Source organism: Acinetobacter sp. S-1 (genome assembly GCF_059579785.1).
Genome location: NZ_CM184207.1, coordinates 1,142,185 through 1,154,156 on the forward strand (window position 1 = coordinate 1,142,185; position 11,972 = coordinate 1,154,156).

The 11,972-nt window shown below is 39.9% G+C and carries 9 protein-coding genes, 1 tRNA gene and 1 pseudogene; 9 read left to right on the forward strand and 2 right to left on the reverse strand.

Features of this window, described 5'->3' with window-relative positions; all coding sequences use genetic code 11:
• Positions 1 to 15 precede the first annotated feature (15 nt).
• Entirely contained in the window at positions 16 to 1,032 is a 1,017-nt protein-coding gene (gene epmB, locus AC52J8_RS05480) for an EF-P beta-lysylation protein EpmB (RefSeq protein ID WP_017387258.1), read from the reverse strand.
• Positions 1,033 to 1,105: 73 nt separating this feature from the next.
• Here epmB and efp point away from each other — a divergent pair, with 73 nt between their 5' ends.
• From efp to AC52J8_RS05505, 5 genes are all read left to right on the forward strand, one after another.
• A complete protein-coding gene (efp, locus tag AC52J8_RS05485) occupies positions 1,106 to 1,675 on the forward strand; it encodes an elongation factor P (RefSeq protein WP_002118666.1) in 570 nt (189 codons plus the stop codon).
• A 164-nt stretch (positions 1,676 to 1,839) separates the two neighbouring features.
• Positions 1,840 to 3,936, forward strand: coding sequence for a carbon starvation CstA family protein (locus AC52J8_RS05490; RefSeq protein ID WP_017399304.1), 2,097 nt, complete (start codon positions 1,840 to 1,842; stop codon positions 3,934 to 3,936).
• Complete coding sequence (locus AC52J8_RS05495) at positions 3,936 to 4,241, forward strand: YbdD/YjiX family protein (protein WP_000980869.1); 306 nt, start codon at positions 3,936 to 3,938, stop codon at positions 4,239 to 4,241. Before AC52J8_RS05490 ends, AC52J8_RS05495 begins: the two co-directional genes overlap by 1 nt.
• A 167-nt stretch (positions 4,242 to 4,408) precedes the next feature.
• Positions 4,409 to 4,485, forward strand: a tRNA-Val gene (locus AC52J8_RS05500).
• A 466-nt stretch (positions 4,486 to 4,951) separates the two neighbouring features.
• A complete protein-coding gene (locus AC52J8_RS05505) occupies positions 4,952 to 5,878 on the forward strand; it encodes a LysR substrate-binding domain-containing protein (protein ID WP_086399820.1) in 927 nt (308 codons plus the stop codon).
• A gap of 54 nt (positions 5,879 to 5,932) precedes the next feature.
• Here AC52J8_RS05505 and AC52J8_RS05510 read toward each other — a convergent pair whose 3' ends face one another.
• The gene (locus tag AC52J8_RS05510; protein ID WP_086399821.1) at positions 5,933 to 7,615 is read right to left on the reverse strand and encodes a BCCT family transporter; all 1,683 of its coding nucleotides are present in this window, start codon (positions 7,613 to 7,615) and stop codon (positions 5,933 to 5,935) included.
• Positions 7,616 to 7,949: 334 nt separating this feature from the next.
• Here AC52J8_RS05510 and AC52J8_RS05515 point away from each other — a divergent pair, with 334 nt between their 5' ends.
• The 4 genes and pseudogenes from AC52J8_RS05515 (at position 7,950) to AC52J8_RS05530 (ending at position 11,956) form a co-directional block, all read left to right on the forward strand.
• Positions 7,950 to 9,140, forward strand: coding sequence for an aromatic ring-hydroxylating oxygenase subunit alpha (locus AC52J8_RS05515; protein WP_086399822.1), 1,191 nt, complete (start codon positions 7,950 to 7,952; stop codon positions 9,138 to 9,140).
• A 1-nt stretch (position 9,141) separates the two neighbouring features.
• Positions 9,142 to 10,572, forward strand: coding sequence for an aldehyde dehydrogenase family protein (locus AC52J8_RS05520; protein ID WP_086399823.1), 1,431 nt, complete (start codon positions 9,142 to 9,144; stop codon positions 10,570 to 10,572).
• Between the two features lie 28 nt (positions 10,573 to 10,600).
• Positions 10,601 to 10,762 (forward strand): annotated as a pseudogene (locus tag AC52J8_RS05525) (rubredoxin); the annotation flags it as partial.
• Positions 10,751 to 11,956, forward strand: coding sequence for an NAD(P)/FAD-dependent oxidoreductase (locus tag AC52J8_RS05530; protein WP_496538913.1), 1,206 nt, complete (start codon positions 10,751 to 10,753; stop codon positions 11,954 to 11,956). The pseudogene AC52J8_RS05525 and the gene AC52J8_RS05530, both read left to right, overlap by 12 nt.
• Positions 11,957 to 11,972: the final 16 nt, after the last annotated feature.

Genomic DNA, 11,972 nt, shown 5'->3' on the forward strand with positions numbered 1-11,972 from the left:
CACTTATTATATAACTCAAAAAGTTGTAGCCCCAAAAAGCGGTGTTTTATTCTTTTCGCCCGCAATTTCCCTGACGAGTTTAGGAACCAAATACCCCGGTAGGTTCGCTAACACGTCACGATAGATATCATCTATCTCGGATGATTCTAAATCAAAATGTTGTGCACCTTTTACTTTATCTAAAACATGTAAGTAATAAGGCATAACGCGAGCTTCAAATAAACGATAACTTAAATCAATTAACGTCTGTGCAGAGTCATTGACACCTTTCAGCAATACTGCCTGATTTAGTACAGTAATGTGATGGTCAGATAACTGCAACAATTTTGAACAAGTAAAGTCATCGAGTTCAGAAGCATGGTTTGAGTGTACCACCAGAACTATACGCAGCCTACTGTTTTTTAATAAAGAAATTAGCTGTTCGTCGATCCGGTTAGGAATAACAATTGGGACTCGTGAGTGAATTCTCAGAATCTGGATTTGTTTGAGAGATGATAGGCGTTCTAACCAAAGTGCTAATTTACGGTTAGAAAGCGTAAGCGGGTCACCACCACTTAAAATGATCTCGTTAATGTTTGGGTTTGCTTCAATATAGTTTTTAATATTTAGCCAATCTTCATTTTTTGGCAAATTTTCTTGATAGGGGAAATGACGACGGAAGCAATAACGGCAATGTACGGCGCAAGCACCAGTCAAGGTTAATAAAAAACGCGATTTATATTTATGCAATACACCCGGTAATTGATTTGCTGCTTCTTCGCCTAATGGGTCAGTCACAAACTCAGGATGTTCTTCGAGTTCTAAATGATGAGGTAATACTTGTAGCAAAAGCGGGTCAAGCGGGTTTTTAGCGTTCATTTTTCCGACGAACGCACGAGGAACACGCAATTTAAACTTTTCAGAAGCCAGAATCGCACCCGATAATAGCTGTTCTGAGGATAACTCGAGTAGGCTTAGCAATTCCGAAGGATCAGTAATAAGGTCACTCAGTTGAGATTGCCAGTTTTGCTCTTGGTATAAATAGTTTATCATTTGACACGATTAAGATAATGCAACAACGCATTATATCGCATAGTTGACTTGTTAAGTTTGGAGTGTGCCTTTCATGGCCTATTATTCTACAAATGATTTCAAAGCAGGCCTTAAGGTTATGCTTGATGGTAACCCATGTTCAATCATGGAAAACGAATATGTAAAACCAGGTAAAGGTCAAGCGTTCAACCGTGTAAAATTACGTAACCTTAAAACCGGTAAAGTATTAGAAAAAACTTTCAAATCAGGTGACTCTTTAGAAGCAGCTGACATCGTTGAAGTTGAAATGGAATACCTATACAACGATGGTGAAATGTGGAACTTCATGGATCCTGTATCTTTTGAGCAAATCGCGGCAGACAAAATTGCTATGGGCGATGCTGCTAAATGGTTAAAAGACGATTCAAATGAAAAATGTACAATTATGTTGTTCAACGGCGTACCTTTAACAGTAAGCCCGCCGAACTTCGTTGTATTGAAAATTGTTGAAACTGATCCGGGTGTACGTGGTGATACATCTGGCGGCGGCGGTAAACCAGCTAAGCTTGAAACAGGTGCGGTTGTTCGTGTTCCGTTATTTGTTCAGCAAGAAGAAAGCGTTCGTGTAGATACTCGTACTGGCGATTATTTAGAGCGTGCATAATAGTTAAAAAATACACTATTATCGAAGGGATGATGTAAATCATCCCTTTTTTTATGCGAAAGTATAAGAGGAAAAAAGAAAAAGGAGGAGTAGAGTCACAGGGATTAAGAGAAACAGTACATAACAATATAAAAATGCTGTAGTTATTTATTGAGAGGTTAAGAATGGACACAATGCAAGCGAAATCTACGCTTCCCTCCAAGCTGGTCTGGAGCCTAGTGGCAATAATAGGTGCAATTTCTTTTGGGATGCTGGCACTCAGTCGCGGTGAACATGTCAATGCGGTTTGGCTTGTACTTGCTGCAGCATGTGTATATAGCATCGCATATCGATTTTATAGTCTATTTATTGCAACTAAAGTATTTGAATTAAACCCAAGACGTTTAACCCCAGCGCATCGCTTGGCCGATGGTCTGGATTATGTTCCCACCAATAAATATGTGCTTTTCGGTCACCACTTTGCTGCAATTGCAGGAGCGGGGCCATTAGTCGGACCAATTTTGGCTGCACAAATGGGCTTTTTACCAGGAACGATCTGGTTATTGGTCGGTGTGGTTCTGGCGGGTGCGGTACAAGACTTTTTAGTTTTATTTATTTCAACACGTCGAGACGGTCGCTCACTTGGTGAAATGGCAAAACAAGAACTTGGTTCTTTTGCCGGTATTGTGGTCATGCTTGGTGCGCTTGGGGTAATGATTATTATCCTTGCGGTACTGGCATTAGTTGTGGTGAAAGCACTTGCCCATAGTCCATGGGGTGTTTTCAGTATTGCAGCGACAATTCCAATTGCATTGTTTATGGGCGTTTACATGCGTTTTATTCGCCCGGGACGTATTGCCGAAGTTTCTATTATCGGCTTCGTTTTAATGATGCTTGCCATTGTTTATGGTGGACAGGTTGCAGCAGATCCTTACTGGGGTGAATTTTTCACTTTAACAGGAACACAGCTCACATGGTGCTTAATCATTTATGGATTTATCGCATCAGTTTTACCAGTCTGGTTATTGTTAGCACCACGTGATTATCTATCAACATTCCTTAAAATTGGCGTCATTCTTGGCTTGGCCGTTGGTATTGTGATTGCATTACCTGAATTGAAAATGCCAGCAGTGACTCATTTTATTGACGGTACTGGCCCTGTATTCTCTGGTAGCTTATTTCCATTCCTATTTATTACCATTGCCTGTGGTGCCATTTCTGGTTTCCATGCGCTTGTATCAAGTGGTACAACACCAAAACTTGTTGATAACGAAGCTGACATTCGTGTGATTGGCTACGGAGGCATGCTCATGGAGTCTTTCGTCGGTATTATGGCGATGATCTGTGCAACTGTCTTAGACCCGGGTGTGTACTTTGCAATTAATGCACCAGCGGCTGTACTCGGTACAACTGTAGAATCTGCGGCAGAAGCTGTGCGTAATTTAGGATTTGTCGTTACGCCTGAAATGCTAACCGTGTTGGCTCAAGAAGTAGGTGAAAGCTCGATTCTTTCACGTACAGGTGGTGCGCCTACCTTTGCGATTGGTATGGCACATATCATTTCGGAAATTTTTAACAGCCGTTCAATGATGGCGTTCTGGTACCACTTTGCGATTTTATTCGAAGCATTATTCATTTTAACTGCTGTCGATGCGGGTACTCGTGCTTGTCGTTTCATGGTACAAGACACTGTGGGTATTGTTATTCCTGCGGTTAAATCTTCAAGCTCATTCTTTGGTAATTTGCTAGGTACTGCTGTTGCTGTAGGTGGATGGGGCTTCTTCGTCTATCAAGGTGTGATTGATCCGTTAGGTGGTGTCAATTCACTCTGGCCTTTATTTGGTGTGGGTAACCAGATGTTGGCTTCAATGGCACTCATTTTGGGTACAGTTATTCTGTTTAAAATGAAAAAAGAAAAATATGTATGGGTAACGATTTTCCCAACAATTTTCTTGTTCATTACCTGTATGACTGCGGGCTGGCAAAAGATTTTCCACGAAAATCCAAAGATTGGTTTCTTAGCACAAGCGAATAGATTTTCAGATGCGATTGCGCGTGGTGAAATTCTTAAACCAGCAAAAACACTTGAAGAAATGCAGACGATTGTGATGTCAAACCAAATCAACGCTGCGCTTTGTGGCTTCTTCATGATCGTTGCGATTGTGATGGTAATTGCTGCGATTGGTATTGTGCGCCGTGCATTAGCAAGCCCGACACCAACTGCTCATGAAGCACCAGCTGTATATGCTGATCCGAAAGTGGTCACCCCACGAGGAGAGTAATGATGAATTTTAAATTTGCAAAAAATGGAACTGTCATTATTGCGAAAATCATCAAAATGACAGTGCTCTCGCAAAAAGAGCTATTACTTTCTCCAAAGAATTGGTCACGTATTGCAACTTTGTGGCAGCGTTTGCAGCAAAGCTTTCGACTGATGGTTGGGGTTCCAGACTATCAAACTTATCTGGAGCATATGAAAGCTCATCATCCTGATTTAACCCCAATGGATGCGACGACTTTCTACCGTCATTGTGTTGATTCGAGATATCCATCGGCAGGTGGTAATTTAAAGAAATGTCCTTGTTAAGTTGAGATTAATAGTCAGCTAAAGAAACGGTATGTGGTTAAACCATGTACCGTTTTTCTTTTTTGGAAAACGAAAAAGAGTTTGCTTAAAGTCTGCTCATTTGTATTTTTTTCGATGGCAAATCACTTGTTTTGCTTTTGAAAAATGAATATTATGCTTTCCATTCTAGGTGTATAGCTCAGTTGGTTAGAGCGCTACGTTGACATCGTAGAGGTCTCCAGTTCGAGTCTGGATATACCTACCAAGATTTAAAGTCATATAAACTCAAATAGCTTTACATGACTGGAAAAGCCCTAAACTGTAATGGTTTAGGGCTTTTTATTGATTTGTATAAAAGTTATGGATTAGACAAACTTGTGTATTGAAAAGTGAAATCTATTTTTAAACATATAAAATATAAATGCACAGAATAAATAAATGCTTTACGTTTATATCTTTACTGGGGAAGCTAAGAAATTCATTTATATTGCATGAGAAAAACTCATAGATTGAATACTTTTACTCACTTTTTATTAGATTATATTTATGAGATTTTAGGGCTTTCCTGAGAAATGGATCATAATTGAAGAAATTCAAACCATTTATGACGAGAATATCTGGTTTATTCGCTATTAGTATGTTCAAAAGATAATTTTCGTAGTAAATAGCGGAATAAAAGAACTCGAATTGGAAAAGAGTTTTTAAAGAAATGGGACAAATTAGGAGTGTCCATGAAGATTAAGCCATTACCCCCAATGAATAGCTTGATTGTGTTTGAGGCAGCCGCACGCCACCTTAGTTTTACACAAGCAGCAAATGAATTAAATGTTACTCAAGGAGCGATAAGTCGCCAAATTCGACAATTGGAAGAGTATCTAGGTAAAGAATTATTTATTCGAGCAAATCGCAATATTTCTTTAACGCCCATGGGCTTGCAATATTACCAAACGATTTATAGTGCTTTATTAAATGTTGCACAAGCAACGGCTGAAATTAAGAAATGGCAAGGTGAACATCAAATAACTGTTGCTACGACTAATGCAATGGCTGCTCTTTGGTTATTACCTAAAGTGGCTACTTTTCAGCAAAATAATGAAGGTGTCGATCTAAGAATATTAACGACAGAAAATATCTTGGATTTACAGAAAATGGACTTTGATTTGGCACTTTTTTATTGCCGAACTCCTCCATTGGGAATGAAAGTCACCACATTATTCCCAGAAGAAGTATTTCCTGTTTGTAGTCCAAATTATCTTTCTCAATTTAAGGAGGGTACTCTTCCAGAGGAAATATTTGGTAAAGCATTGCTTTATTTAGATGATTCTCAAAAGGATTGGATTACTTGGGCCGAATGGTTTAAAGCGGTCGATTATCCTATAGTGAAACCTAAAAACAGAGTCAATATTAATAACTATCCAATGTTGCTCCAAGCTGCAATTAATGGTCAGGGAGTGGCATTAGCATGGGGGTCTTTAATTGATGATTATTTGGAAAATAGTTCTCTTGTTCGCCCAGTCGAAACTGTATTACGTACCGAAGCAAATTTTAGTATGTTGGAACCTTCAGATCGGGGAGTTATTCCATCGAGTGTAAAGCATTTCCGTAGCTGGTTATTAGAGCAATTGCCAGGGCAAGTAGGTCAAAAGGGATTAAATTAGCACTGTTAAAATAATAAAAAAGGCTCAATTTAGAGCCCTTTTTTTGAATTAAGTTTAGTTATCTGTAATGAGTTGAGCCTTTGTCTCATCAACAGGCTTTTCAGATTTAGTTTTACAGAAATCAGGACGAACATGTTCAGGCATCATGACCCATGCTTGTGGATCTTGACGAAGGCTTTTCATTAAAGAAATACACATAATCGCAAGCAATATGGAGATTGGAAAACCTGCAATCACACAGGCTGTCTTAATAGCAGATAGGCCGCCAGCTAAAAGTAAGCCCCCGCTAATAAGCGGAATAATTATTGCCCAAACCAGACGAATTCCTACTGATGGATTAGTGGAACCATTAGTATCTAGAAAACATAGGACCAAAGCACCTGAGTTCGCAATGGTGATGATATGGATAGATAACAATAAACATAAGAGTGCGCTTAAGAAAATCGTAACAGTATGATTTTCTGAAATATGATCAAAGAAAACAAACACAGCACGGGCAGGGTCTTCTTTAGTCGCTTCAGCGATTGTAACTTCATGAGGTTTGACTTTATCTACTTGAACAATCGCAGTATTACTTACAACAACTTGATGAGTTGGCGGTTGATGGTTCGCTTTTTCAATTTTAAGAGCAGCGCCACCAAAAGCTGCAATCCAAATAAAGGTGAGTAAAGTAGGTGCGGCAAGTGAGCCTAAAATAACTTCACGAATCGTGCGTCCGCGTGAAATGCGAGCAATAAATAAACCTACAAAAGGTGCCCAAGTCATCCACCACGGCCAGTAGTAAGCAGTCCACCAACTTTGCCAACCTGAATCTTTTTGAGCATCACTCCATAAACTCATGCCTACAATGTTTTGTAAGTAATCTCCAAGACCTTCAAAAAAAGTATTAAAAATATAACGAGTTGAACCAATCACGATGACTGCAATCACAAGAACATAGGATAAAACCATGTTTCCTTCAGCAATGATTTTAAAGCCTTTACCAATCGCGGATAATAAAGATAGGGTTGCTAAAACGCCTAGAACAAGAACAAGAACCAACTGAATTTTAACGTCAATATTGACACCAAATGTATGATTTAAACCAACATTAAGCTCAAGAATTCCCATACTAATGGCTTGAGAAACACCAAATGCTGTTAAAACGATCGTGACAATATCAACGAAATTACCGATAGAACCATAAATTTTGTCACCAATTAAAGGATGTAATACGGATCGGCATGCCAAAGGTAAACCTTTACGATAAGAAAAATATCCTAGAGCAACAGCTGATAAGCAAAATAGGCCCCATGGGTGAAGTCCCCAATGAAAAAAGGTGAGTTGCATTGCCATTCGTGCTGATTCATCTGAAAGACCTTGCGTAAACGGATTACTTGCATAGTGAGTGATTGGTTCTGCAACAGACCAGAACATCAATCCAATTCCCATACCACATGAAAAAAGCATGCAAATCCATGCAATATTACTATATTCGGGCTTTTCATCGTCTTTTCCGAGTCTAATATGCCCATATCGACTCATGCATAAATAAATCAAAAAACCTAATAAAAAAGTAGCTAAAAATAGGAGATACCATTTTGCATTTTGTAATAAAACATCTGAGATAATTTGAAAGTATTCACCAGCCTGTTTTTCTTTAAAAATACAAAACGCAATAAAAATAAAAAGTAATAACTTCGAGACAATCATCACTGTTGGGTTGAGTCCAGTATGGGCTCCTGATGTATTGCGCATAAATCCTCCTTGGATGCGTAGCAGTTAACTACCTGTTAACCGTTGTATGCGAATAGCAAAAGAGTAGTGATGAGCATAAAGATTGCTCAACCGATTTATTCTCATCTATGGGTGAGTTTTAGTCATAGGTCATTTCTTGTACCTAATACATTTAAAAATTATCGAAGGGAAAGCAAGTTTTAGGATGCATGATAAAAACTCATCAATACCCCTCTAAAAAGTCGTTTGTCTGTCGCCATTAGGTTTTACACAATCTGTAAAGAAATCGCAGAGAGTGCAAATCATCTCAACGCAGGGAGTTCTGCGTTAGTTTTAAATATATGGAGATCCTCAGATGAATAGTCGAGTTAGCCAGCAATTAATTACGGTTCAGCAAGTCGATAATGTTTTAAACCCAATTACTGAATCAAATGGTATGCCAAATTTAGCATATACCAGTAGCGAATATTTTAATTTTGAACGCGACAATATTTTAAGTAAAACTTGGGTGTGTGTTGGCTTTGCTTCTGATTTACCTAAAAAGAGCTATGTAAAGCCTGTTAACTTCATGGGCATGCCTTTGGTCATGATGCGCAACCGTGAAGGGGAAATCCAAGTTTTCCATAACGTTTGTAGCCATCGCGGTATGATTTTGGTGCAACAAGAAGGCACTATTGAAGGTGTGATTCGTTGCCAATATCACTCTTGGAGTTATGACTTAAACGGTAACTTAAAGGGTACTCCACATATTGGTGGAATTAACCAACATAAAGATGAACGTTTTAAATGTGAAAAACATGGTTTAAAAGCTCTTCGTTCAGAGATCTGGATGGATATGGTTTTCGTCAATATCTCTGGTGATGCAGCAGCTTTTGAAGAGCACATTGCACCACTAGTTGAACGTTGGAAGCCTTTCTTGGGCGAAAATGGTCTAGAGCTTATTCGTAATAGCAAAGTAGGTTCAACTTTTGAGTTACCTGTAAATAGTAACTGGAAACTTACAGTTGAAAACTATTGCGAAGCTTATCACTTACCTTGGGTACATCCAGCGCTAAATACATATTCAAAACTTGAAGATCACTACAACATTATGTTCGAAGATCGCTTTGCTGGTCAGGGCAGTTATAAATATAACTTGTCTGCTACGGCAGGTACGCATTTACCAAAATTCCCAAGCTGGCCAGAAGATCAACTTCGCCATGCTGAATATGTAGCAGTGTTCCCGAACGTATTGTTAGGTATTCAAGCGGATCATGCATTTGCAATGATGATTGATCCAATCGCTCCAGAACAAACAATTGAAAAACTACGCTTGTATTACGTTGGTGATGAATCACTAGACGCTAAATATGATGCATGTCGTGAAGCGACTTTAGAATCATGGAAAGTTGTATTTGCTGAAGATGTATTTGCCGTTGAAACCATGCAAAAGGGTCGTCACTCACCTGGTTTTGGCGGAGGGGTTTTCTCACCAGAGATGGATTTACCAACTCACTTCTTCCAAAAATGGTTAGCAACCCAAGCTAAAACGGCATTGGAGGCATAATATGCAACATTACCTTAACTATGTTGATGGCCAATGGCGAGATGCTTCTCGCCAATTGGAAGTTATCAACCCAGCAACCGATAAAGCTTTTGCAACAGTTGCGCGTGCAAGCGTTGAAGATGCAGATGCCGCGATGGCAGCAGCACGTCGTTGTGTGAATAGCGGTGCTTTGACTGATGTGCGTCCTGCAAAACGTACAGCGTGGATGTTAAAAGCCGCAGAAGCAATTCGTGAAATTGCTGAAGAGGGTGCATTAATCCTATGCCGTGAAAATGGCAAAAATGTTGATACAGCACGCGAAGAGTTCGATGAAGCAGCTCGCTATTTTGAATACTACGCGGGTATGGCAGATAAAGTTGAAGGTATCTCGGTACCTTTAGGTAAAGATTATGTGGATTTCACCTCATATATTCCAATGGGTGTATCGGTTCAAATCGTACCTTGGAACTTTCCCGTCTCGATCTGTGCACGCTCATTAGCGCCTGCTTTAGCTGCTGGTAATGCGGTTGTAATTAAGTCACCTGAGGTTTCACCTTTAGGAATGGTTTTACTCATCAAAGCTATTGAGAAAGCTGGTTTCCCACAAGGTGCAGTGAACTTACTTTGTGGTAAAGGTTCAGAAGTTGGTACTCATCTAGTTAAACATCAAGATACGAACCAGATTGTTTTCACTGGTTCAGTGCCGACAGGTCAACGCATTTTGAAAGATGCGGCTGAACGTGCAACACCTTCAGTCATGGAATTAGGCGGTAAGTCAGCGGCAATTGCTTTTGCTGATGTTGATCTTGAGCAATTACTACGTAGCGTTAAAGTCGGAATTTTCTATAACTCTGGTCAAGTTTGCTCAGCGATGTCTCGCTTATTGGTGCACCGCAGTCGCTATGAAGAAGTTAAAGCAGCTGTTGTTAATCTTGCAGAGAGCTTAACAGTAGGTATTGGCGAAAGTAATGCTGAACTTACTCCAGTTGTATCTAAAAATCAGCAACAACAGATTCTTGCCATGATTGATAAGGCACGTGAAGAAGGTGCCAATGTTTTAACGGGTGGGAAAGCTGCAGATCTAGAAGGTTATTTCGTCCTGCCAACTATTATTGAAGCAAAAGATGACATGTCGATTGCTCAAGAAGAAGTTTTTGGACCTGTAATGGTGATCATGCCATTCGATGACGAAGACCAGGCAGTTGCAATCGCAAATGGTACAGACTTTGGACTTGTTGCAGGTGTATTTGGTGAAAATCTGAATCAAACACTTCGAGTAGCAAACCGTCTTATTGCTGGCCAAGTCTTTATTAACGAATGGTTTGCTGGTGGTATTGAAACACCATTTGGTGGTGTGGGCTTATCTGGTTTTGGTCGCGAAAAAGGGCAGGAAGCCATCTACAGTTATGTTCAAACTCGCAATATCGGTATCCGTTTGAAACATAGCGTGTAATTTGTAAGAAATAAGGGAAATAGACAAGATGAGAAAGTGGTTATGTATTGTCTGTGGCTGGATCTATGATGAAGCTAAAGGCTGGCCAGATGACGGGATAGCACCAGGAACAAAATGGGAAGATATTCCAGATGACTGGATGTGTCCAGAGTGTCAGGTGGGTAAAGCTGATTTCGAAATGCTTGATATTACAGACATTGAAGAGGACGAAATCCCTCAAGTAGCAGCCGCTGCAGTTATTGAACCAGTTGTGATTATTGGTAGCGGCCATGCTGGTTATCAAGTTGCTTCGACTTTACGTGCACAATCTCCAGACTTGTCTATTACCGTATTTACTGCTGATGATGGTGCTTTATATAGTAAACCAGCTTTATCTAATGCTTTAGCATTAGGTAAAGACGGAGATAGTTTAGTTCGTGAGTCTGCTCTAAGTTGGGAACAACGTTTAAATATCCGCGTTTATCCACATACAAAAGTAACTCATATTAACCGTGCCAATAAGAAGCTTCAAACCACTATTGGTGATTATCCTTACGGTAGACTCGTACTCGCTACTGGGGCAACACCAGTTGTAATTCCAATTGATGGTGATTCGACGTCAACTCTAAGCGTAAATGATCTAGCGGATTATCGTCGTTTCCGTCAGCAATTATCTAATAAAGAGCATGTCACAATTCTGGGTGATGGTCTCATCGGATGTGAATTTGCCAATGATTTAGCTGCACATGGTATCAAAGTTACAGTTGTCGGGCTTGGTAAATGGGCAATGGAACGTCTTATTCCAGAACCTTTAGGTCATGCTCTCCAAAATGCTCTAAGCCAGTTAGGCGTAGAGTGTAAATTACAAAATAGTATCCGTTCTATTCAATCTGCAAATGGTCGTTACCAGTTAACACTCCAAGATGGTCAATCATTTGAAACTGACTTGGTATTAAGTGCCGTGGGTTTGAGACCAAATATTGCACTTGCTCAAGCAGCCGGTCTAGAAACAGCACGTGGTATTTGTACTGGACTTGATCACTGTAGTAGTGATCCTGCGATTTTTGCTTTAGGTGATTGTGCAGAAGTGAATGGCCAGTGGGCACCTTATATCAATCCAATCACCCAAGCATTACCAGCTTTGGTTAATAACCTTTTAGGTCAGTCAACTGCTGCGGATTTGAAGTCAACACCAGTTTTAGTAAAAACACCAATTTTGCCGCTTTCTATTTTGCCAGCAACGGGAACAGGTGAGTGGAAAGTGGAACAACATGACGGCGAGTTAGCTGCTGGTTTTTACAATGAACAAGGCAAATTAACAGGCTTTGCCTTACTTGGTCGCCAATTGCAGCACCATCGTAGCGAGTGGCTTGAAAAACTAAATTCGTGTCCATCCACAGTTTAAGTTAAGGGAATAACAA

Bases quoted from the DNA above. Each gene is read 5' to 3' on its own strand.
- AC52J8_RS05495 (WP_000980869.1), top strand. From the start codon at position 3,936: ATGATGAATTTTAAATTTGCAAAAAATGGAACTGTCATTATTGCGAAA.
- efp (WP_002118666.1), top strand. From the start codon at position 1,106: ATGGCCTATTATTCTACAAATGATTTCAAAGCAGGCCTTAAGGTTATG.
- AC52J8_RS05520 (WP_086399823.1), top strand. From the start codon at position 9,142: ATGCAACATTACCTTAACTATGTTGATGGCCAATGGCGAGATGCTTCT.
- AC52J8_RS05490 (WP_017399304.1), top strand. From the start codon at position 1,840: ATGGACACAATGCAAGCGAAATCTACGCTTCCCTCCAAGCTGGTCTGG.
- AC52J8_RS05510 (WP_086399821.1), bottom strand. From the start codon at position 7,615: ATGCGCAATACATCAGGAGCCCATACTGGACTCAACCCAACAGTGATG.
- AC52J8_RS05530 (WP_496538913.1), top strand. From the start codon at position 10,751: ATGCTTGATATTACAGACATTGAAGAGGACGAAATCCCTCAAGTAGCA.
- AC52J8_RS05515 (WP_086399822.1), top strand. From the start codon at position 7,950: ATGAATAGTCGAGTTAGCCAGCAATTAATTACGGTTCAGCAAGTCGAT.
- AC52J8_RS05505 (WP_086399820.1), top strand. From the start codon at position 4,952: ATGAAGATTAAGCCATTACCCCCAATGAATAGCTTGATTGTGTTTGAG.
- epmB (WP_017387258.1), bottom strand. From the start codon at position 1,032: ATGATAAACTATTTATACCAAGAGCAAAACTGGCAATCTCAACTGAGT.